This window comes from Stenotrophomonas sp. 71799_Sma (assembly GCF_056482505.1).
Genome location: NZ_CM151202.1, coordinates 1,479,624 through 1,501,650 on the forward strand (window position 1 = coordinate 1,479,624; position 22,027 = coordinate 1,501,650).

The 22,027-nt window shown below is 67.6% G+C and carries 18 protein-coding genes; 8 read left to right on the forward strand and 10 right to left on the reverse strand.

The window, feature by feature from the left end:
• Nucleotides 1–11: 11 nt before the first annotated feature.
• The 8 genes from tsf to ACZK4Z_RS06865 all read right to left on the reverse strand — a co-directional run bounded on the left by tsf (nucleotide 12) and on the right by ACZK4Z_RS06865 (nucleotide 7,946).
• Nucleotides 12–887: a translation elongation factor Ts gene (tsf, locus tag ACZK4Z_RS06830; protein ID WP_032127939.1), complete on the reverse strand. Its 876-nt coding sequence runs from the start codon at nucleotides 885–887 to the stop codon at nucleotides 12–14.
• Nucleotides 888–1,013: 126 nt separating this feature from the next.
• Nucleotides 1,014–1,820, reverse strand: a complete 807-nt coding sequence (gene rpsB / locus ACZK4Z_RS06835) for a 30S ribosomal protein S2 (protein WP_005408748.1) — start codon at nucleotides 1,818–1,820, stop codon at nucleotides 1,014–1,016.
• A 220-nt stretch (nucleotides 1,821–2,040) separates the two neighbouring features.
• On the reverse strand, nucleotides 2,041–2,739 hold the full coding sequence (locus ACZK4Z_RS06840) for a fimbrial biogenesis chaperone (protein ID WP_125893837.1): 699 nt from the start codon (nucleotides 2,737–2,739) through the stop codon (nucleotides 2,041–2,043).
• Nucleotides 2,739–2,957: a hypothetical protein gene (locus tag ACZK4Z_RS06845; protein ID WP_049399532.1), complete on the reverse strand. Its 219-nt coding sequence runs from the start codon at nucleotides 2,955–2,957 to the stop codon at nucleotides 2,739–2,741. Before ACZK4Z_RS06845 ends, ACZK4Z_RS06840 begins: the two co-directional genes overlap by 1 nt.
• Nucleotides 2,958–3,246: 289 nt before the next feature.
• A complete protein-coding gene (locus tag ACZK4Z_RS06850) occupies nucleotides 3,247–4,284 on the reverse strand; it encodes a Csu type fimbrial protein (RefSeq protein WP_293791274.1) in 1,038 nt (345 codons plus the stop codon).
• Complete coding sequence (locus tag ACZK4Z_RS06855; protein ID WP_293791277.1) at nucleotides 4,281–6,659, reverse strand: fimbria/pilus outer membrane usher protein; 2,379 nt, start codon at nucleotides 6,657–6,659, stop codon at nucleotides 4,281–4,283. The genes ACZK4Z_RS06850 and ACZK4Z_RS06855 overlap by 4 nt, the downstream gene beginning before the upstream one ends.
• Nucleotides 6,660–6,666: 7 nt before the next feature.
• Nucleotides 6,667–7,416 carry a fimbrial biogenesis chaperone gene (locus tag ACZK4Z_RS06860; RefSeq protein ID WP_049399527.1) on the reverse strand — a complete coding sequence of 250 codons (750 nt, stop codon included), beginning with the start codon at nucleotides 7,414–7,416 and terminating at the stop codon, nucleotides 6,667–6,669.
• Nucleotides 7,416–7,946, reverse strand: coding sequence for a Csu type fimbrial protein (locus ACZK4Z_RS06865; RefSeq protein ID WP_032127934.1), 531 nt, complete (start codon nucleotides 7,944–7,946; stop codon nucleotides 7,416–7,418). The genes ACZK4Z_RS06860 and ACZK4Z_RS06865 overlap by 1 nt, the downstream gene beginning before the upstream one ends.
• Before the next feature lie 173 nt (nucleotides 7,947–8,119).
• On the opposite strand from ACZK4Z_RS06865, the gene map reads away from it, so the two are divergent.
• The 6 genes from map to dapE are packed head-to-tail and all read left to right on the forward strand — an operon-like array spanning nucleotide 8,120 to nucleotide 15,076.
• Entirely contained in the window at nucleotides 8,120–8,962 is an 843-nt protein-coding gene (gene map / locus ACZK4Z_RS06870) for a type I methionyl aminopeptidase (protein ID WP_080291753.1), read from the forward strand.
• Nucleotides 8,963–8,982: 20 nt separating this feature from the next.
• The gene (locus ACZK4Z_RS06875; protein ID WP_478057913.1) at nucleotides 8,983–11,592 is read left to right on the forward strand and encodes a [protein-PII] uridylyltransferase; all 2,610 of its coding nucleotides are present in this window, start codon (nucleotides 8,983–8,985) and stop codon (nucleotides 11,590–11,592) included.
• Nucleotides 11,592–12,671 carry a 2,3,4,5-tetrahydropyridine-2,6-dicarboxylate N-succinyltransferase gene (dapD, locus tag ACZK4Z_RS06880; RefSeq protein WP_125893845.1) on the forward strand — a complete coding sequence of 360 codons (1,080 nt, stop codon included), beginning with the start codon at nucleotides 11,592–11,594 and terminating at the stop codon, nucleotides 12,669–12,671. The genes ACZK4Z_RS06875 and dapD overlap by 1 nt, the downstream gene beginning before the upstream one ends.
• Nucleotides 12,672–12,673: 2 nt before the next feature.
• Nucleotides 12,674–13,540, forward strand: a complete 867-nt coding sequence (locus tag ACZK4Z_RS06885) for a hypothetical protein (RefSeq protein ID WP_478451248.1) — start codon at nucleotides 12,674–12,676, stop codon at nucleotides 13,538–13,540.
• A 31-nt stretch (nucleotides 13,541–13,571) separates the two neighbouring features.
• On the forward strand, nucleotides 13,572–13,943 hold the full coding sequence (locus ACZK4Z_RS06890; protein WP_180838119.1) for an arsenate reductase: 372 nt from the start codon (nucleotides 13,572–13,574) through the stop codon (nucleotides 13,941–13,943).
• Nucleotides 13,940–15,076, forward strand: a complete 1,137-nt coding sequence (dapE, locus tag ACZK4Z_RS06895; RefSeq protein WP_125893849.1) for a succinyl-diaminopimelate desuccinylase — start codon at nucleotides 13,940–13,942, stop codon at nucleotides 15,074–15,076. Before ACZK4Z_RS06890 ends, dapE begins: the two co-directional genes overlap by 4 nt.
• Nucleotides 15,077–15,142: 66 nt before the next feature.
• On the opposite strand, the gene ACZK4Z_RS06900 is transcribed toward dapE, so the two are convergent.
• Nucleotides 15,143–16,021 carry a tetratricopeptide repeat protein gene (locus tag ACZK4Z_RS06900; RefSeq protein ID WP_125893850.1) on the reverse strand — a complete coding sequence of 293 codons (879 nt, stop codon included), beginning with the start codon at nucleotides 16,019–16,021 and terminating at the stop codon, nucleotides 15,143–15,145.
• A 339-nt stretch (nucleotides 16,022–16,360) separates the two neighbouring features.
• Between ACZK4Z_RS06900 and asnB the strand changes: the two genes are divergently transcribed.
• The gene (gene asnB / locus ACZK4Z_RS06905; protein WP_125893852.1) at nucleotides 16,361–18,052 is read left to right on the forward strand and encodes an asparagine synthase B; all 1,692 of its coding nucleotides are present in this window, start codon (nucleotides 16,361–16,363) and stop codon (nucleotides 18,050–18,052) included.
• Between the two features lie 101 nt (nucleotides 18,053–18,153).
• On the forward strand, nucleotides 18,154–19,542 hold the full coding sequence (locus ACZK4Z_RS06910) for a cation:proton antiporter domain-containing protein (protein ID WP_041864491.1): 1,389 nt from the start codon (nucleotides 18,154–18,156) through the stop codon (nucleotides 19,540–19,542).
• 82 nt (nucleotides 19,543–19,624) lie between these two features.
• On the opposite strand, the gene ACZK4Z_RS06915 is transcribed toward ACZK4Z_RS06910, so the two are convergent.
• Complete coding sequence (locus tag ACZK4Z_RS06915) at nucleotides 19,625–21,952, reverse strand: penicillin acylase family protein (RefSeq protein ID WP_478451249.1); 2,328 nt, start codon at nucleotides 21,950–21,952, stop codon at nucleotides 19,625–19,627.
• Nucleotides 21,953–22,027: the final 75 nt, after the last annotated feature.

The following is a 22,027-nucleotide window of genomic DNA, read 5'->3' on the forward strand; positions in this document are numbered from 1 at the left end:
GAAGGCTGGAATCAGACCTGCATCGCCTTGGCAACTTCAGCGGCGTAGTCTTCCACCACCTTCTCGATGCCTTCGCCGACGATCAGCAGCTTGAAGCCAGCCACGTCGGCGCCAGCGGCCTTGACCACCTGCTCGACGGTGGTGTCGCCCAGCACGTAGGTCTGGCCGTACAGGGTCACGTCGCTGACGATCTTGTTGATCTTGCCGCTGATGATCTTTTCCAGGATCTCGGCCGGCTTGGCCTTGTCCTTTTCGGACATCTTGGCCAGCTCGATTTCCTTTTCCTTCTCGACGAACTCGGCCGGGACGTCCGCAGCCTTGTTGTGCGGCGGCTTCAGGGCTGCCACGTGCATGGCCAGGCCACGGGCCAGCTCGACGTCGCCGCCGACCAGGTCGACCAGCACGCCAACCTTGCCGTTGGTGTGGACGTAGGCGCCGATGGTGTTGTTGCCATCAACCTTCACCATGCGACGGATCTGGATGTTTTCACCCAGGGTCTGCACGGCGGTGGCGCGGGCTTCTTCAACGGTGCGGCCATCGGCCAGCTTGGCAGCCTTCACGGCTTCGACGTCGTTGGCGCCCGATGCCAGGGCGGCAGCGGCGACGGCATTGACGAAGGACTTGAAGTTGTCATCGTTGGCGACGAAGTCGGTTTCCGAGTTGACTTCGACCAGCACGGCCTTGCCGCCATCCTGGGCCAGGCCCAGACGGCCTTCGGCGGCCACGCGGTCAGCCTTCTTGTCGGCCTTGGCAGCGCCGGACTTGCGCATGGCTTCAGCAGCAGCGTTGATGTCGCCGTTGGCTTCGGTGAGAGCCTTCTTGCATTCCATCATGCCGGCGCCGGTGCGCTCGCGCAGTTCCTTGACCAGGGAAGCAGTGATTTCCACGGGATTACCTCACGAAAGAAAGGGGTTGGGCCGGCATGGTGGCCGGCCCGTGTGACACGGTCCTGTCACGCGCCAAAGGCTGCGCGCAGGGAGGGTGGACGCCGGGCGTCCACCCCGGGGCCTGGATCAGGCCTGGGCGTCGTCGCCCTTCTTGGCAGCCTTCTTGGCCGGAGCGCGGCGGGCCGGCTTCTCTTCGCCTTCGGCAGCAGCTTCGGCGAACTCTTCCTCACGCACCGAAGCAGCGTGCGGCGCAGCAGCCTTGCCTTCCAGCACGGCGTCGGCAGCGGCGCGGGCGTACAGCTGCACAGCGCGGATGGCGTCGTCGTTGCCCGGGATGGCGTAGTCCACCAGTTCCGGGTTGTAGTTGGTGTCGACCACGGCGATGACCGGGATGCCCAGCTTCTTGGCTTCCTTGATCGCGATGTCTTCGTGGCCGATGTCGATCACGAAGATGGCGTCCGGCAGACGGTTCATGTCCTTGATGCCGCCCAGCGAGGCTTCCAGCTTGTCGCGCTCGCGACGCAGGCCCAGCACTTCGTGCTTGACCAGCTTCTCGAAGGTGCCGTCGGTTTCACCGGCTTCCAGTTCCTTCAGGCGGGCAACAGACTGCTTGACGGTACGGAAGTTGGTCAGGGTGCCGCCCAGCCAACGCTGGTTCATGAACGGCATGCCGCAACGCTCGGCTTCTTCCTTGATGGTTTCGCGGGCGCTGCGCTTGGTGCCCAGGAACAGGACGGTGCCGCGCTTCTGGGCAACCGACGAGATGAAGTTCATCGCATCGTTGAACAGCGGGACGGTCTTTTCCAGGTTGATGATGTGGATCTTGCCGCGGGCGCCGAAGATGTACGGAGCCATCTTCGGGTTCCAGTAGCGGGTCTGGTGGCCGAAGTGGACGCCGGCTTCCAGCATCTGACGCATGGTGACCTGGGGCATTGCAATACTCCTGATATGGAACCGGCGATTCCGCCCGCGGGGATAGGTATGCGGGACGCGTGGAAGCGCGGATGGTTCCGGGGTTGGGCTTCCCTGTTGCCTCCGTGGCCGAACTCCTTGCGGAGCACCCCGGCACGGATGGGGGCAGCAGGTGTGGATTCACCGGTGACGTCCGGTGTGGACGGTCTCCCGCGCACGCAGGCGGCAGGAATCCGGTCGATTATAGCCCGCTGGGAGCGCTCGCTGCAATTGCCGGGTCCGGCGCGGTCAGATCGACCACGCGGCCGTCCTGCAGCCGGGCCTGGAAATGGCCACCGGCATAGCTGTCGGCATGGACGGGGAGGGCCCAGCGGCGTTCCCGGCCCGCCAGCAGGTAGCCGGCCAGTCCCGGCAGCAGCAGGGTGCGGCGTCCATCGCCGGCGACGAACGCAAGATCGTGCAGGCGGGCGTGAACGGAACCTGCGTTGCGCAGTCGCAGAAGAGGCTGCGACGTGCCGGATTCGATTCCGGCATGCAGGTCCGGCCGCGCCAGGGGCGCCGCATGCCCCCGGAACAAGGGCAGCGAGTAGCGTGGCAGGCCCGGTCCGCTGGGGCTCAGGATCACCCGGTAGGCCTGCTCGACGGCAACGGGCGACGTCTCCCGAGGCAGCAGCCAGATGCGTTGACGGGTGCCGGGCGGGAGGTCGAGCCGGGCGGGGCTGGCCAGGATCTGGTCGCTGGGCCGCAGCTTTTCCGCATCGACCTGCTGTTCCCAGGCCAGGATCCGAACCTCGCCCTGCCAGCGGCCGGGCCCGGGGTTGTACAGCCACAGCTCGCCGTGCCCCCCTTCGGCGGGCAGCTGCAGGGTGGTGGGCACCAGGTCCAGCGCCGCAGCGGGCAGTGCCAGCAGCAGTGCCAGCAGGCTCAGCAGGATGCGCATCAGTAGATGAGGGTCACGGCAGGCGCCGCGTCGTCGCTGTCGGCCGGCGGCGCGAGGTCGCGGATCTGTTGCGGAAGCTCGGGCGCGTCGCTGCGCCGGTGCGGTGCCGTGCATCGGGTGTTGCCGGCATCACTGCTGCAGCCCTCGACCACAGTCAGCCGGATCTGCAGGGAGGTGCTGCCGGGATCGGCCCACGCGGGCGTACTGGCGACCAGCATCGCCCCGATCAGAAGTGCGCGAACCACCTGCCATCCACCGTACTGTAGGACCCGTTGCGCGGTATCGGCCGGATCGGCCGAATCTGTAGGCTCGACTGCCAGTCGACTGGTCCTGGCGCAGGAGGGATGCGCACATCCACGCACGGCGTGGATCTACCGGAACCCACCCCGGTGGGTGCCGACGATTCCAAACCCACCCCGGTGGGTGCCGACCATTCCAATCCATCCCGGTGGATGCCGACCATTCCAATCCATCCCGGTGGATGCCGACCGTTGGTCGGCACACAGGTCAGTAAGTGATCGTCACCTGCACCAGATCGTTGTAGGTACCGGCCGGGGGCTGGCCGGTGACCGGCGGCACCCGGCCATGGATGGTCAGCTGCTGCGCGCTGCCATTTCCGGTGCCGCCAACGGTATCGACATTGAGGGTATTGCCCCAGCGCAGGCTGCGCGCGGCGTCGCGGTACAGCTCATAGGGGAGGTAGTAGGTGCCGCTGCCAATGGTGGTGGCCATGCGCCGGGTGGTGGAGGCGGCGGGGTTGTTCTGGCCGTTGTTGAGGCTGATCTGGTAGGCGGTGTTCTTCAGGCAGGTCAGCGTGAGCGTGGCGGTCCGGTCGATGTTGGCGGAAATGCTGCCGGTGACGTTGCCGAAGTCCATGTTGGTGGTGACGTAGCTGCCGCATTGCGGCAGCACGTTGGCAGTGGCAGTGAAGCTGAAGGCCGCACTGGTGCTGTTGGTGCCGGTTGCGCCGCCGTTGCAGGCGGCCGGCACGGTGGCGTTGCCGAGCAGGACTTCGTTCCAGGCCCAGGTGAGCACCACGTTGGCGCCACTGAAGGTGCTGCTGTAAGCACCCGAAGCGAGGATCTGGTTGGCGGGGATCTGCGCGAACAGCTGCACGGACTGCGCACCGCTGCCGCCGGTCAGTAGTGGCACGTTGTAGCTCATGGTCAGTTCCTGTGCCGGCGGCGTACCGCGTGGCACCAGGCCGGTGACCTGGCCGTAGCTGGCGTTGTTGTAGAGCTGGAAATTCATGGTGTCGCTGCTGGAAGTGGACATCGTGCGGAAGGTGGAGGTGCTGCCGCCGCCACTGCCTGCGCCGATACCCACGCAGACGCGGACGCCGGTGGTGGCCAGCAGGCTCAGTGCGGCGGTGGTGCAGGTCACCGTGATGTTCAGCGTCGCCGCCGTAGGGCCGGGAGCGTTGCTGTTGATGTTGCCGAACGGCAGAGTCGGGTTCGCGGTTGCCGTGCAGACCGCTGTCGCCTGGGCCGGTAGTGCCACGAGCAGGCCGGCGAACAGCAGCATGCCGAGCAGCAGCACTCTCATTGCGCCACCTCCGGGATGCACGGCAGCGGTGCCGGCTTCGGCCGGGCGCCGGACGCCACTACCTTGGGCTGCTCGGGTACCTTCACCCGGCACTGGCCGCGGCTGGTGGTGATGTACAGCACGCTGCCGGCAGCGACGTCTTCCAGATACAGCAGGCCGTCATAGCCCACCGTGGCCTGGCGTCCGCCGGGCAACTGCACTTCGCTGCCCACTTCCAGCGGCTGCCCGTCCATGCTCTGCAGCGTCAGGCTCAGAGAGGGCCGCGAGCGCAACTGGAATGTCACGTGGGTCCCAGCGCGCTGGCGCGGCGTCACCCAGTCCTCGATGCGGTCGGCACGCATGTCCTCGGGCAGGTCCAGGGTGTCGATCGAGACCCGGTTGCGCTGCCAGGACAGCAGCGGGCTGACCAGCAACAGGCCACGATCATCGGTGACGCCGATCAGGCGGTTCTCCAGCCGCACCGGCACGCCACCGACACCATTGGTGCTGATCACCGCGAATGCATCGGAGACCTCGCGGGTGGCGAACGCGTGCCCGCCCATCCAGACCAGGCTGCCACTGGCGCTGCCGTAGGCATAGTTGAGCCCGCCCTGGCGCGAGGCGCCGAAGGAGTAGCGGCCGACGTCATTGAGGATGCCGACTTCGGCCAGGCCGCCACTGCCGTCCTCGCCGTGGCGCACCTGCGCGCGCCAACCGATGCCGCCTGCACTGCCATCGCCGGGCACCGGCTGGGTAACGTCGGCCACCCAGGTCTGGCTGTCGCCATTGCGCTGGCTGGACAGGCTGGCCTGGCGGTTGTTGCCCAGGCTGGCGGTTACCGACAGATAGATGCTGCGGTCATCACTCTGGTCCAGGTTCTGGTTCACCGAGAGGTAGGCTGACCAGCGCTGGCTCCAGGTCCGCGACCAGAACAGGCTGGCGTAGCGGTTGTCTTCGCCATCGGGGTAGCGCAGGCGCAGGTAGCTGGCGCTGAGCGTGCCCAGCCGCAGCAGGTCGGCGCCGACCGTGGCCTGTTCGCTGATGCTCGGCGGCAGGTTGCCCTGCAGTGCGCCCAGGTCGCGGTAATCACCATGGCTGCGCACGGTGCGCAGATTGACGTTGAGTCGGCGGTTGTTCCAGCTGTAGCCCAGTGCCCATTGCCCGCCCTGCAGGCCGTGATAGTCACTGTGCGCATAGGCGGCGTTGAACACGCCCGCGCCACCCAGCAGCCACCCGCCGCCGATGCCGGCCTGGGCCAGGCCACCACCGCCTTCGGCATGCGCTTCACCGGTGAAGGTATCGCTGATGCCGCCGCGCCAGCTGGCACTGGCCACGGTGCGGTCGTCGTAGGCGAAGGAGCGCTGGCCGAAGTCCTCGCGCAGTTGGCCAACACCGACCGACCAGTCCGACAGGCCCTTGGCCAGCAGTTGCTGGGTGCCATAGAAGCTGAAATCCAGTGTCTGCATGCGGCCGAATGCGTCGGTGACCACCACCTGTGCGCTGCCGGTGCCGCTGATGCCCGGCTGTGCGGCCAGCTGGAACGGGCCGACCGGGACCTGGCCGCTGTACTGGCGCAGGCCATCGACGTACAGCTCGACCGTGGACGGCACCACCGCCTGGCCGAGGAAACTGGGCGTGGGGGTCAGCACGCGATAGGGCTGCAGGCCGTAGTTGCGACCGATCTGCAGGCCACCCAGGCGCACCGGACGGGTCCAGTCGACGAAGCCGCTGTAGAAATCGCCGACCTCCAGCGTCATCGCCTGGTCGGGGAAATCCAGGCTCCAGCGCGTATCCAGGCGCACGCTCTCCCCTCGCCAGCGACGGTCGCCAGGCTGCTGGTAGCGCCTGCTGACCGCGGTGTTTTCGAAGGTGCCGTTGCCGACGCCGAACAGGCGCAGTTCGGAGCTCAGGCTGAGGTTGCCCAGCGTATCCACCCGGCTGCCATACACGTCGTAGTTGAGCAGCAGTCCGGGTGAGGCACTACCTGCGGGCGCGTGTGTCTGCGGGCGGCTGAGCACGGTGGTTGGCAGGGTCAGCTGGTCCAGTGGCACGTCCAGCGCCAGGGTCTGCAGGCGTGCGTCATAGCGCACCACCGCGCCGCTGATCTGGTCCAGGTACACCGGTGCATCGCCGTGGGCGTTGAAGCCGAGCTGGCGCAGTACGTCGGGGCTGGCCTGCAGGCGGCCACGGTTCTCGATGAAAGGCAGCAGTCCGCGTGGGGTGCTGTTGAGCGAAACGTCCAGGTACAGCGTCTGGTTGGCGGTCAACGGTGTGGGCGGTGGCAGCATCGCATCGGCGGAGATGCCTGATACATCGGCGGTGGCGGTAGCCGCTGCACCGGACACATCGGCGGCTTGGGTCGCCGCAGGAGCCAGGGCAGCAAGCAGCGCGCCCATCAACGCCTCAGCGAGCCGATGGGGGCGACAGCGGCGTCTGTTCCGACTCGCCATTGAGCTTGGCCGTGATCTGGTCGTTGTCGCGGTCGATCGCCGTGCGCTCGATCGGCCAGCGCATCACCTGCCCGGGCAGCACGTAACCCAGCAGTCCGGGATGCACGATGCGTGGGCGCGTGGGGCTGCCCAGCGCAAGATCGGCGATCTGCGCATAGCTGTTGCCTGCGTTGGCCACCTCGACGCCGTTGCGGCCATCGGGCAACTGCACCAGGCGGGCCTGCAGCTGCGGCGCAAGCTTGCCGGCGGCGGGCTGCACGAACACCGGTATCGAATAGCGCAGCACGAACTGCATGCCGTCGGCGCGGGTGGCCAGGTCGGGCACCTCGTCAACAATCAGCCTGTAGTACTGCTGTGCCGGCGGTGGCGTCCTGTCCGGACGCATCACCCGGACCAGCTGCTGCTGCCCGGCAGCCAGTTCCTGCATCGGCGGGGTGACCACCAGTTCATCGGTGGGCAACAGTTGCTCCTGGCCGTCCTGCTGCACCCAGCGGAACACCCGAACCTGCAGCTTCACCGGCGAGGTGCCACTGTTGGTCAGCCAAAGCTCGCCGGCACGCTGGCGCGCTTCCAGCTGCAGGCTGGTCGGGGCGACCTGCAGGCTGGTGGCTTCGACCGGGGCGGCGAATACCAGGCTCAGGACGAGCAGCGCCACGCCGGTGGCGCGCCACGGGCGGGGTCCGGCCATGCGGGCGTGCTCCATCAATAGGTGATCGTGGCGGTAACCGTATCCAGGTAGTTGCCGGTCGCCGGGTTGTTGGTGCTCAGGTTCAGGATCTGGCCGTACACGATGTAGGGCACGGCCAGGCCGGTGCCGATGCCAGCCTGGGTGTTGGTGCCGGAGGTGGCACCCCAGACCAGGGTGTGCGCGGCGTCCTGGTAGAGCTGGTAGCCGACGTAGTTGTTGGCGGTCACCGCGGCGTTGGTGTTCTTCATCCGGCGAGTGGTGACGTCATTGGCGGTGCTGGCATTGGCACCCGCATTCAGTGAAATCGTGTAAGGGGTCAGTGCCGAGCACTGGGCGGTCACCGTGCCCTGGCCCAGGGTGGGGGTCGCGGTGGTCGAGGCCGCCGTGCCGAAGTCAACGTTGGTGGCGGCAGCAGCCGTGATCGTGCAGGCCTTGGTCACCACCAGGGTGACATTGAAGGTGGTGGTGTCTGCGGCCAAGGCCGGGCCGGACAGCAGGACCCCGGCCAAGGCCCAGGCAAGCGGGGAACGAAGCGCGGATCGCATGGACAACCTCCCTGACCCGAAGGTCCGTTGAACAAGGCGAAGGCGGCACGTTCGGCACCGCTTCGGCGACGGTGACCCCAGCTTAGGAGGCGTAAGTGTCTGTATTCCGTGATAAACAGTGAGGCGAAAGGGTGGCGACGATCACGCTTTCACTTTCCTTGCCGGAACCGTGCATGGCCCGGATCGCCAGTTGGGTGGCGTTCGTTCAGATTGCGGCCGGATCGGCGATAATGGGGGCCATGAGCGTGAATCTGAAAACCCCGCAGGAAATCGAGATGATGCGAATCGCCGGCCGCATGGCCAGCGAAGTGCTCGACATCGTCACCCCCCACGTCAAGCCCGGTGTCACCACCGAGGAACTGGACCGCATCTGCCACGACCACATCGTGAACGTGCAGGGCGCCGTTCCGGCCAACGTCGGCTACCGCGGCTTCCCGAAGACCGTGTGCACCTCGGTCAACAACGTCATCTGCCATGGCATCCCCAGCGAAGGGAAGGTGCTCAAGGATGGCGACATCATCAACATCGACGTCACCGTCATCAAGGATGGCTGGCACGGCGACACCAGCCGCATGTACTTCGTCGGCACCCCGTCGGTGATGGCCCGCCGCCTGGTGGAAACCACCTACGAAGCCATGTGGCGCGGCATCCGTGCGGTGCGTCCGGGCGCGACCCTGGGCGACATCGGCCATGCCATCCAGAGCTATGCCGAAGGCGAGCGTTTCAGCGTGGTGCGCGAGTACTGCGGCCACGGCATCGGCAAGGTCTACCACGATGAGCCGCAGGTGGTGCATTACGGCCGCCCGGGCCAGGGCCTGGTGCTGCAGCCTGGCATGACCTTCACCATCGAGCCGATGATCAACGAGGGCACCCGCTACAACAAGGTGCTGCCGGATGGCTGGACCGTGGTGACCAAGGACCGCAAGCTGTCGGCACAGTGGGAGCACATGATCGCGGTCACCGAGACCGGCGTGGACGTGCTGACCCTGTCGCCGGGCGAGTCGCAGGTCTCCTGAGGATGCTGCCGGCGAGTTCGCTGCTGGACACGCCGGCCGCGTCGCTCAACGACCCGGACTGGGCTGCTGCCGCGCGCCAGGCGCTGCAGCAGGCCGACGCGCGCCTGTACCGCCGCTTCGACCAGGGCGACAACATCGAGCGCCTGCTGGCGCTGCGGGCGCGCGCTGCCGACCATCTGATCCGCCTGGCCTGGCAGCGCTGCCTGCCGGCCGACAGCGGGCTGTCGCTGTTCGCGGTCGGCGGCTATGGCCGCGGTGAACTGTTTCCGCGTTCGGACATCGACCTGCTGGTGTTCGGCGATCCGCCGGCACAGCTGGCCCATGAGGCGGCGCTGGCGCGCCTGTTCGCGCTGCTATGGGACTGCGGGCTGGCCGTCAGCCATGCGGTGCGTTCTGCATCGCAGTGCCGCGAGGCGGCAGCGGACCAGACCGTGCTGACCGCGCTGATCGAGGCGCGCCCGATCCTGGCCGATGATGTGGCGCGCCGCGCGCTGCGCGAGGCCGTCGACGATCGTGAACTGTGGCCGGCGCGCACCTTCTTTCTGGCCAAGCTGGAAGAGCTGCGCAACCGACACCAGCGCTTCGGCGACACCGCCGACAACCTGGAGCCGGATCTGAAGGATGGCCCCGGTGGCCTGCGCGATCTCAACACGCTGGGCTGGATGGCACTGCGTGCGTTCGGTGTGCGTGACCTGGAGGCGCTGGTCGGGCTCGGCCATCTGGGCGCAGACGAAGCCGCAGCGCTGAAGCGCGAACGTGCGGTGCTGGCGCGGCTGCGCTTTGGCCTGCATCTGGTCGCGCGTCGCCCGGAAGAGCGCCTGCGTTTTGATTACCAGAAGACCCTGGCGGCACGCCTGGGCTTTGAAGACGATGCCGAGAATCTCGGTGTCGAGAAGATGATGCAGGGGTTCTACCGCGCCGCGCTGGTCGTGCGCCGGATCAGCGACCGCCTGCTGCAGCGCTTCGAGGAACAGTTCGATGGCGAGGCGCAGCCGGAGCCGCTGACCGTGGGTTTTTCCCTGCGCCGTGGTTACCTGGCGGCCAACGAAGCCGACTGGCCGCGCGGCGACATCGGCCAGGTGTTCGCGCTGTTTGCCAGCTGGGCCAACAACCCGCAGGTGCGCGGCCTGCATTCTCTGACCGCGCGTGCGCTGGCCGAAGCGCTGCCACTGCTGCCGGCCTACGACCAGGCTGATGCCGATGCACGCGAGCAGTTCCTGGCGCTGCTGCGCGGCCAGCGCCCGGTCGATACGCTCTCGCGCATGGCGCGGCTGGGCGTGCTTGGCCAGTGGATTCCCGCGTTCGCCCAGGTCAGCGGGCGCATGCAGTTCGACCTGTTCCATGTCTACACCGTCGACCAGCACACGCTGATGGTCCTGCGCAATATCGGCCTGTTCGCCAGCAGTCGTGCCGACGAGCGCTTCTCGATCGCGCACGAAGTGTGGCCGCGCCTGCGCAAGCCCGAGCTGCTGCTGCTGGCCGGCCTGTTCCATGACATCGCCAAGGGCCGTGGCGGCGACCATTCGGAGCTGGGCGCGGTGGACGCGCGCGCGTTCTGCCAGGCGCATGCGCTGAGCACGTCCGACACCGAACTGGTGGCGTGGCTGGTCGAACAGCACCTGCGCATGTCGGTGACCGCGCAGAAGCAGGACATCGCCGATCCGGAGGTGATCCATCGCTTCGCCACCCTGGTCGGCAGCCGCGACCGCCTGGATTACCTGTACCTGCTGACCTGCGCCGACATCGCCGGCACCAGCCCCAAGCTGTGGAATGCATGGAAGGACCGCCTGCTGGCCGACCTGTACTTCGCCACCCGGCGCGCGCTGCGCGAGGGGCTGGAACACCCGGTGCCGGCGGCCGAGCGCGTGGCCGAAGCGCGTGACAGCGTGCGCGCGCTGGTGCGCGAGCGGGGTTACGACGATGCCACCATCGATCGCCAGTTCGCGGTGATGCCCGACGAAGGCTTCATCCGCCTGCGCCCGGAGCAGCTGGCCTGGCAGGCTGCCGCGCTGGTGCCGGTGAAGCAGGGCCAGGCGCTGGTGAAGGTACGCCGGATCAGTGTCGACGATCCCGCGCTGGAAGTCTTCGTGCATTCGCCGGACCGCGACGGGCTGTTCGCCGCGATCGTGATGACGCTGGACCGCAAGGGCTACGGCATCCACCGCGCACGCGTGCTGGACGGTCCGGCCGATACCATCTTCGATACCTTCGAAGTGAACCCGGCCGATACCTTCGCCGATGGCAGCAGTGCCAACCTGGAAGCGGCGCTGCGCGAGGCACTCAGTGGTGACCTGTCGCGCCTGCGGCCGTCACGCCGGGTGGTGCCACGGCAGCTGCGGCACTTCCGCTTCGCCCCGCGCATCGAATTCCGCGATGAGCCGGGCGCAACCCGTTTCGCCCTGGTCGCCCCCGACCGCCCCGGCCTGCTGGCCGATGTGGCGTTCGTGCTGCGCAATCAGGGCCTGCGCGTGCATGATGCGCGCATTGCCACGTTCGGCGAACGCGCCGAAGACACCTTCGTGATCAGTGACGAACACGACCTCCCCCTGACTGAACCTGCCCGGCAGCAGCTGCATGACGCGATGCTGGCCTGCCTGGACCCTGATCGAAACGCCGGAGACCCCGCCTGATGGCCACCAAGCCCGCCAAGAAGACCGCCGCGACCCCCAAGAGCGCAGCGGCCCGGAAACCTGCTGCTGCCGCACCGGCCGCGAAGAAGACCCCAGCGCCGAAGAAGGCCGCTGCGGTGAAGGCCCCGGCGAAGAAAGCGGCTGCGGTGAAGCGTGCTGTGAAGAAGCCGGCGCCGTCCAAGAGTGCCGAAGCGGTCCGCGCCGAAACCATCGCCCGCAAGTCGCTGCGCAAGCCTTCAGCCCCGGGCGTGGAAGAGCTGAAGTTCGGCATCGAGAGTGCCTTCGAGCGCCGCGCTACCTTGACCCTGCACGAGCTGGAAGGCTCGACCAAGCCGCTGGTCAACCGCGTGATTGACGGCCTGGAGAGCGGTGAGTTCCGTGTTGCCGAGCCGGACGGCCAGGGTGGCTGGAAGGTCAACGAGTGGCTGAAGAAGGCCGTGCTGTTGTACTTCCGTGTCAATGACATGGCCGTGGTCGACGCCCGTCCGGCGCCGTTCTGGGACAAGGTCGAATCGCGCTTCGCCGGCTATGACGAGGCGAAGTTCCGCCGTGGCGGCGTGCGCGTGGTGCCGGGCGCGATCGCCCGCCGCGGCACCTACTTCGGCAAGGACGTGGTGCTGATGCCGAGCTTCACCAACATCGGCGCCTACGTCGGCGAAGGCACCATGGTCGATACCTGGGCCACCGTCGGCTCCTGCGCGCAGATCGGCCAGCACTGCCATCTGTCCGGCGGCGCCGGTATCGGTGGCGTGCTGGAACCGCTGCAGGCCAGCCCGACCATCATCGAGGACCACTGCTTCGTCGGTGCGCGCTCGGAAGTGGTGGAAGGCGTGGTGGTCGGCCACCACAGCGTGATCGGCATGGGCGTGTTCCTCAGCCAGAGCACCCGCATCTACAACCGTGCCACCGGCGAAATCACCTACGGCTACATCCCGCCGTACAGCGTGGTGGTGTCCGGCTCGCTGCCGAGCAAGGACGGTACCCATTCGCTGTACTGCGCGGTGATCGTCAAGCAGGTTGATGCCAAGACCCGCAGCAAGACCAGCGTCAACGACCTGCTGCGCGGCCTGGCCGACTGAAGGTGACTGCGCCGGAGGATCTGGCGCAGTCCGCGATCTACCGGCATCCGTCCGACACCCTGGTCGGGCGGATGCTGCCGCGCCTGCTGCACGCCCCGCGCTGGACCCGGCTGCGCCGTGCACTGTCGCGGCGCTGGCCGATGCCGGCGCTGGTCAGTGACGTGCGCGATGTGGTCTACGTGAGCTGGTGGGTCGACGTGCGTCACGCACCAATGCCACCGCCGGGCCATCATTACGTGGTCCATGCCGGACGCACGCCTTACACCATCCTCAGCTACCGTCACGGCCACTTCGGGCCCGCGCTGGCTGGGCCGCTGCGTTCCCTGATGCCGTCACCACGGCAGAGCAACTGGCGCTGGTACCTGCGTCGTGACGACGATCCGGACGGGACGCCGGTGGTGCTGTTCGACCGCAACGTGATGGACCAGCTGGCCTTCGTCGCCGGCGCGCGCGTTTTCAGCGATGCCATGCAGCCGCATCTGTCGGTGCGCTTCACGCATGCGCTGGATGCCGAAGGGAGTGGCCACACACGGATCGAGGGCGGGCAGGGCAGTGCCCCGGCGCTGCACCTGCAGTGGCAGGCCGCCGCGGGCTGGGACGATGCCGGGTGGGCGGCGGCCTTCGGCAGCCATCAGGCCCTGCTGCGTTTCCTGACCTGCCAGGACGAGGCCGTCGCCCGTACCTGCGACGGCCGCTGGGCCAGCACCCGCATCGCGCTGCCGGTGGAGATCGACAGCCTGCAGCCCCTGCGCCTGATCGGTGAGCAGCAGTGTCCGCGGCTGCAGGCGATGGACTTGGCGCTGCAGGAAGGGCTGGCCTTCCGGCTGCCACGGGTGCCGTTCCGGGTCGTGTCCGAGCGCCTGTTGTGAGATTCTGGCCCTCTGTTTTCCAGCATCACAGATGGCCATGAGCACCACTGTCTACGGTTTGAAGAACTGCGATACCTGCAAGAAGGCGACCAAGTGGCTGGACCGCTTCGGCGTGCCTTACACCTTCGTCGATTACCGCGAGAACAAGCCGAGCCCGGAAACACTGCTGGCGTGGGCTGGGCAGCTGGGGGGCCTGGCCGCGATGGTGAACAAGTCGTCCACCACCTGGCGGCAGTTGCCGGACAACCGCAAGGCCGCCGACTCCGAGGCCGAATGGAAGCTGCTGCTGCGTGAATACCCGCAGCTGATCAAGCGTCCGCTGGTGGTCACGGCCGATGGCACGGTCAGCCAAGGCTTCAGCGACAACGGTTTCAAGGCCCGCTTCGGCGTGGGTGACGCATGAGTGCGGTCCTCGACCTGACCTGCGAACTGATCGCACGACCCTCGGTGACGCCGGATGATGCTGGCTGCCAGACACTGCTGGCGGCACGCCTGAAGCAGGCCGGGTTCCAGTGCGATCACCTGCGCCTGGGCGAGGTCGACAACCTGTGGGCGACCCACGGCCAGGGCGCGCCGGTGCTGGTGCTGCTGGGCCACACCGACGTGGTGCCGACGGGCCCGTGCGAGGCCTGGGCCAGCGACCCGTTCACGCCGCAGATCCGTGACGGCGTGCTGTACGGCCGTGGCGCCGCCGACATGAAGGGCAGCGTGGCGGCGTTCGTGGTCGCCGCCGAGCAGTTTGTCGCTGCGCATCCCGATCACCCTGGCACGCTGGCGGTACTGCTGACCAGCGACGAGGAAGGCGATGCCATCGATGGTGTGCGTCACGTTGCACGGCTGTTCGCCGAGCGCGGCCAACGCATCGACTGGTGCATTACCGGAGAGCCATCGTCTACCTCGACGCTGGGTGACCTGCTGCGCGTAGGCCGTCGTGGCAGCCTGTCGGCCAAGCTGCGCGTGCAGGGCGTGCAGGGGCATGTGGCGTACCCGGAAAAGGCGCGCAATCCGATCCATCAGGCGGCACCGGCACTGTCCGACCTGAGCGCAAGGCGCTGGGATGAAGGTTATGAGAGCTTCCCGCCGACCAGCCTGCAGATCTCCAACATCCATGCCGGCACCGGTGCCAACAACGTGATTCCCGGCGAGCTGGAGGTGGATTTCAACATCCGCTACAACCCGCACTGGGATGCACCGAAGCTGGAGGCGGAGATCACCGCATTGCTGGGCCGCCATGGCCTGCAGTACACGCTGAAGTGGCACCGAAGCGGCGAGCCGTTCTACACCCCGGAAGGCACGCTGCGCGCCACCGCGCGTGCGGTGCTGGCCGAGCACATCGGCCGTGCGCCGGAAGAAAGCACCGGCGGCGGCACGTCAGATGCACGCTTCATCGCGCCACTGGGTGCGCAGTGCATCGAAGTGGGGCCGGTCAACGCCAGCATCCACCAGGTGGATGAGAACGTGCGCGTGGACGATCTGGAAGCGTTGCCGGGGCTGTACCAGCGCCTGGTGGAACGGCTGCTGGTGGGAACCCCATGACGGAATGAATCCCGCGAGGGTGGGTGCCGACCGTTGGTCGGCACGCCTCCCGCCGGGGCCGCTTCTCTACTCTGAAAAAATGAAGAACGGCGGCTCGACCGCTTTCTTCCAGTAACTTGGCGCGGCCATGTAGAAGTGTTGCGCCTCGGCTCTGGCGAACCAGCGCGCCGCCGCGTCGGTGTCTTTCTCCACACCCGGCGCACTGCGGCCCAGCAGCAGACCGGCGAAGTACTGGCCGAACACATTGCCCTTCTCACCGGCGCGCTGGTACAGCTGCAGCGCACGCGCCGGATCGCGCGGCAGTCCCATGCCTTTCTCCAGCAGCGCGCCCAGGTCGACCTGCGCTTCGGCGTCGCCGTGCTCGGCACGACGCTGGATCTGCGCCACCAGCGGATGCACGGTGTCACCCTGTGCGGCCACCGCATCCGGCAGTCGCGACGACGAACTCGGGTAGCGCTCGTAGATCATTCCGCGCAGGTCCCAGCGCAGCGCCTGCTGCGCGTCGCCTCGCTGGCGGTAGGCCTTGGCGAGCCCGTAGAACGCATAGGGATTGCCGTGGTTGGCAGCCGCCAGATAGGCGCGTTCGCCACGTCGCCAGGACGCGCGCAGGACAGGTGCAGGGTTGATATGGGGGCTGTCGGCATGCTGCAGCCTGCCGGAGATCCAGATCCGGCCCAGTGCTTCTTCCGCTTTGGTGTTGTGGAAGGTCCAGGGCGTGATCGCGGCAGCACGCTCGTAGTAGGTAACGGCGCGCGGATCGTTGAAACGTTCGAAGGTCTGCGCGGTGTCCCAGGCTCCGTCGAAGCTGCCGTCGGTGCCGCGTTGCTCCAGTGCCTGTTGCTGCGCCAGCGGCAACGTGGAGGGCGGAGGCAGGGTCTGGCAGGCGGCCAGGCCCAGGCAGAGCAGGGCGGCCAGCGCCGCGTTGCGTCCAGTGCGGTGTTGCATTTCCATTACACGTTTCACGGCGGGCCATTATGCGCGCCGGGGAGTGGTTGCCAACGCAACGGTTGCGCCGTGCCGGAAACCGGGGTAGGGTCGATGCCATGTCGATCCGTCTGGTCACCGCCGTCAATAACAACAACCGCAATAATCTGCGCGCGAATAATCGTGCGCGGCCGATGCGGGACTGCGCCCTGGGTAGATAGACGGCAACACACGCCCGGACACCAGAAAACCCGCATCAGCCGATGCGGGTTTTTTTGTGCCCGGGCGCAGCCCCACCCGGGCCTGGATGGCCGGTCGAACACCCTCCCACCCGTGAAATCCCCCAACAGGAGCTCTCCCATGTGTTCGATCTTCGGAATCTTCGGCCTGCAGGCCGGTGACGATCTTCCCGCCCTGCGCCGCCATGCGCTGGAACTGTCGCAGCGCCAGCGCCACCGTGGCCCGGACTGGAGCGGCGTGTACCTCGACGAAGGTGCGCTGCTGGTCCATGAGCGGCTGGCCATCGTCGACCCGGCCGGTGGTTCGCAGCCGCTGCTGTCGGCCGATGGCCAGCTGGCGCTGGCGGTGAACGGCGAGATCTACAACCACCAGGCATTGAAGGCGGCGCTGACCACCGCCTACGACTTCCAGACCGGCTCGGACTGCGAGGTGATCAATGCGCTGTATCGCCAGGGCAGTTCGCCGGCGCAGTGGCTGGAACAGCTCAACGGCATCTTCGCCTTCGCGCTGTGGGACCGCGACAGCGGGCGCGTGCTGGTGGCGCGTGACCCGGTCGGTGTGGTGCCGCTGTACTGGGGCCACGATACCCAGGGGCGCCTGCGCGTGGCCTCGGAAATGAAGGCGCTGGTCGATACCTGTGCCGACGTCGCACAGTTCCCGCCGGGTCACTACTTCGACAGTGCCAGCGGTGAGCTGGTGCGCTACTACCAGCAACCGTGGCGCGACTATGCCGACGTGCAGGGCCGCCAGGCCGACCTGGCCGAACTGCGCCAGGCCTTCGAGCATGCGGTGGAGCGCCAGCTGATGAGCGACGTGCCGTATGGGGTGCTGCTGTCCGGTGGCCTGGACTCGTCGCTGGTGGCGGCCGTTGCCGCGCGCTATGCGCGTCGCCGCATCGAGGATGGCGGGCAGACCGAAGCCTGGTGGCCGCGCCTGCATTCGTTCGCGATCGGCTTGAAGGGTTCGCCGGATCTTGCTGCTGCGGCGATCGCTGCCGAGGCTCTTGGCACCGTGCATCACGGCTTCGAATACACCTTCGAGGAAGGCCTCGACGCGCTGCCGGAAGTGATCCGCCACATCGAAACCTACGACGTCACCACCATCCGCGCCTCGACGCCGATGTTCCTGCTGGCACGGCGGATCAAGGCGATGGGCGTGAAAATGGTGCTGTCCGGCGAGGGCAGCGATGAGATCTTTGGTGGCTACCTGTACTTCCACAAGGCGCCGGATGCACGTGAATTCCACGACGAGCTGGTGCGCAAGCTGGACGCGCTGCACAACTACGACTGCCTGCGCGCCAACAAGTCGATGATGGCCTGGGGCGTGGAGCCGCGCGTGCCGTTCCTCGATCGTGAGTTCCTTGATGTGGCGATGCGCTTCGATGCCGCGCACAAGATGGTCGGTGCCGGCTTCGGTGGGCGCCGCATCGAGAAGGCGGTGCTGCGCGAAGCATTCGAGGGCTACCTGCCGGACAGCATCCTGTGGCGGCAGAAGGAACAGTTCAGCGATGGCGTCGGCTACGGCTGGATCGACGGGCTGAAGGCGCATGCCGAAGCACAGGTGAGCGACCGTGTACTGGCGGCGGCCGACAAGCGCTTCCCGCACAACCCGCCGCAGACCAAGGAGGCGTACTACTACCGCCACCTGTTCGAGCAGTTCTTCCCGAGCCGCGCGGCGGCCGAGACCGTGCCGGGCGGCAAGTCGATCGCCTGTTCGTCGCCGGCCGCCATTGCCTGGGACGCCAGCTTCGCCGCGGCGGCGGACCCCTCGGGCCGCGCGATCGCCGGCGTGCACGAGCAGGCACTGGCCTAAGTCCCAAAAAGGGGACGGAGGGGATTAAGTCGTTTTTGCCACAAACGACTTAATCCCCTCCGTCCCCTTTTTTCGTATCATCGCCCCCTGCACATTGGGGAATGTTCATGGGCGTACAGACCGGGGGCCAGGCGCCGCCGATGAAATGGGGATGGCGTTATCTGGCCTGGGCCGGCGTGCCATTGCTGGCCGGGGTGCTACTGGCGCGGTATGCCGGGCCGGCAGCGCCTGCGGCGGTCGCCCGTGCCTCGGTAGCCGCCGAAGGCAGCTGGGCGCAGCACCTTGCCTCACCGCTGGGCCTGTTCCTGCTGCAGCTGCTGGTGCTGCTGCTGGTGGCCAAGGGCGCGGGCGCGCTGCTCAAGCGCTTTGGACAACCGGCGGTGATCGGCGAGATGGCCGCTGGCCTGATGATGGGGCCGCTGGTGCTCGGCAGCCTGCTGCCGCAGCTGCATGGTGCGTTGTTCCCGGCCAGCTCGCTGGGTCCGCTGGGCATGCTCAGCCAGCTGGGCGTGCTGATGTTCCTGCTGGTAGCCGGTGCCGAGCTGGACCTGGCGGCGCTGCGTGGCCGCCGGCGCTTCGCCTTCACGGTCAGCCATGCCGGTATTGCAGTGCCGTTCGTGCTCGGCGTGGCGCTGGCGATCTGGCTGTATCCGCAGCACGGTCCGCAGGGTGTGGGCTTTACTGCTTTCGCATTGTTCGTCGGCATCTCCATGAGCATCACCGCGTTCCCCGTGTTGCTGCGCATCCTTGCCGATCGTGGGATCACACAAACGCCATTGGGCCAGACCGCGATCGCCTGCGCGGCATTGGGCGATGCCACCGCCTGGTGCCTGCTGGCCTTGATCGTCGCCGCCGCCCAGGCCAGCGGCTGGTTGCCGGCCAGCCTCAACCTGCTGTGCGTGGTCGTGTTCGTGGCGCTGATGCTGGGGCTGGTGAAGCCGTGGTTTGCCCGCCAGCAGATTGCGCCGGGCCGTGAGGGACGTTGGTTGCTGGGTATCCTGCTGCTGTCACTGGCGAGTGCGCTGGTCACCGAGATGCTGGGCATCCACGCGTTGTTCGGTGCATTCGCTGCGGGCGTCGCGGTATCGTCCAACGCGCAGCTGCGCGACCTGTTGATGGCCCGCGTCGAACCGTTCGCGGTGACCCTGCTGCTGCCACTGTTCTTCGCCATGACCGGCCTGCGCATGCGCGCCGATGCGCTGCAGGCCAGCGATATCGTGTTGTGCGTGGTGGTGATCGCGGTGGCCACGGCCGGCAAGCTGCTGGGCACCTTCAGTGCCGCGCGCAGTGCGGGCATGCCCACGCGCGAAGCGTGGCGGTTGGGGGCGCTGATGAACACCCGTGGTCTGATGGAGCTGATCGTGCTCAACCTGGGCTACGAGCTGGGCCTGCTCGGCGATCGGCTGTTCGCGGTGCTGGTGATCATGGCGTTGGTGACCACGGCGATGACCGGGCCGCTGCTGAACCTGATCGAGCGACGCCGGGGCTGAGCGCTGGACGGTAGTGCCGGCCGCTGGCCGGCATCCAGGCTGGTGTGTCCAGCATCATGAGGTTGCCGGCCAGCGGCCGGCACTACCGCGCCGGTACCAGCGTCATCGTGTGCTGCGCCTTGCCGGGCAGGAACGGTGTCGGCCGCCCATGCACCCAGTCTTCGTGGCCGGCGCCCCAGTACGGCGACAGCGGGTGCCCGCTCTGGCCGCCGGGCATGTGCACGATTCCGTCGGCCTCATGTCCGGGCGAAACCACCATGCGTTCGGAGGCGCCGAAGTTCGGCGTCTGCACGCGCGGTATGTCACGGTCGCCGGGCAGCGGGTCGGCGGGCATGCACAGCCAGCGCTTGGCGATGTCCGGCAATGCACGCGCGATGGGATGGCAGAGCGCCGCGGTGTTGCGCTCTCCCCAGGTGCGCTGGGCCAGCGGGCCCTGCTTGGCCAGCTCGCTCTCGGTGCGGCGTGCGGCATCAAGCAGCAGCGCGTCCCAGCTGTCGTAGGCCGGTGGCAGCAGGTTGGCGGGGCGTTGCTGCAGCATCGGCCAGGCCACGCCTTCCAGTTGTGCCAGGCGCGGGTCCAGATAGTCATCGCCCAGCTGCGCGTTGGCCGGTGCCAGCAGTGCTTCGGACAGGGTATCCATCACCTGCGTGCGGAACGCGCGCACCACCCGGTAGCTGACCGAGCCGGCCGAGGCCCGGCCGCCCCATTGATGGCTGACCGCCTTCAAGCGCTTCAGAGCAGGGTCGTCACTGCGTTCGATGACGTCATGCAGCAACGCCCACCAGCGCTGCAGAAACACGGCGCGATCATCGAGCTGGATCGCCAGCAGGTCGTGTTCGTCGAAGCGGTCCTGGATGGCGAGCAGGTCGCGGATCTGCTGCGCACGCGCGCCGAGGTCATAGCCACCGTTGCCAACAGTAGCCAGCGCCTCGCCGTCGAGGACGCGTCCGTTGGCGGTCCACAGGCGATGGTTGGGGGGATCGATCAATGCAGGCGAGGCATCGCTGCGGATCGGCCACGGCGCGCAGTCCTGGTTGCTGGCGGCATTGAAGCCGGCCGGCGCACAGCCGGGGCCGCGGTCAGGGCGGGCGCCGATCAGCCGCCAGGCAATGCGGCCGCTGCGGTCGCCGACCACCAGGTTCTGCGCGGGAATGCCGGCGCGGTCGGCGAAGTGCAGTGCACCGTCAAGGTCACCGGCGCGGGCCAGATCAGCGAAATCCAGGCGTACGGCGCCGGGCAGGTGTGCGACCCAGCGCAGGGCATCGCCACTGCCATCGGCATGGGTGTGCAGGATCGGCCCCCAGGCGGTTTCGCGTACCGGGAACAGCACGTCGGCCTGGCCGGCCACCGCGATGCGTTCTTCGTGCACGGTCACCGTGGCGTTGGCCGGTTCCGTGCGGTAGTCCGCCGTGTCGATGTAGCTGTTGGTGAAGCCCCAGGCGACGTGGCCGTTGCTGCCGACGATCACCGCCGGCAGGCCAGGCAGCGAGAAGCCAGTGACGTCGACCTGGCCGCCGGCGGCCTGCGGGTCCGGATAGCGCAGGCGCACCCGGAACCACAGCCCCGGCGCACGCAGGCCCAGGTGCATGTCGTCGGCAACGATCGCGCGGCCGTCGGCGGTGAGTGCGCCGGCCACCGCGAAGTTGTTGCTGCCGATGACGTCCGCCTCCTCCTGCTCGGTGCCCGGCTTTCCCTTCAATGTGCGCAGATCGAGCTGGCTGGCATCGGGCAGAATCGCATTGCCGGTGGCTTCGCCAAACAGCGGTGCATCCCATTCGGTGCCGTCGTGGGCAATCAGCGCGTACAGCGCCGGCGGCACCACCGCACGGATGCGGCTGAGGGCAAGCTCGGTCTGGTTGTTCGGGTCCTGCAGGTCGGCGTACATGGCCAGCCCGGCCAGCACGCTGTCGCTGGCCTGCCACGGTTGCGGTGACTGCCGCAGCAGCAGGTAGGCCCATGGCCGCACGGAGAGATCGGTAAGGCCTTCGTTGACGCCATCCACATAGGCGCGCACGACCGCGCCGTTGTCGCCCAGCGCGGTATCCAGATGCGCCTCGGTGCGGGCGCGCAGGCGGTGCACGCGCATGCGCTTGTCGGCGTCGATGGCCTTCGGTCCGAACAGCGCCGACAGCTCGCCGGCGGCACTGCGGCGCATCAGGTCCATCTCGAAATAGCGTTCCTGCGCATGCACATGGCCGAGTGCGCGCATCGCGTCGGCCTGGCTGCCGGCAGTGATGGTGACCACCCCCAGCGCATCGCGCTCGATGGTGACCGGCTTGGCCAGGCCCGGCAGCGCATGCTCGCCGTCCAGGTCGGCCAGGCTGCCGCGCAGCAGCAGCCACAGGGCCAGTGCGGTGACCAGCACGATGGCGACCAACACACCCAGCACCCAACGCCATGTACGTCGCATCGCACGTCCTTTCCGAACTCGTGGGCCGATTGTAGCCGCAGGCGCAACTGCGACTGATTCCGATTAGATCACCGT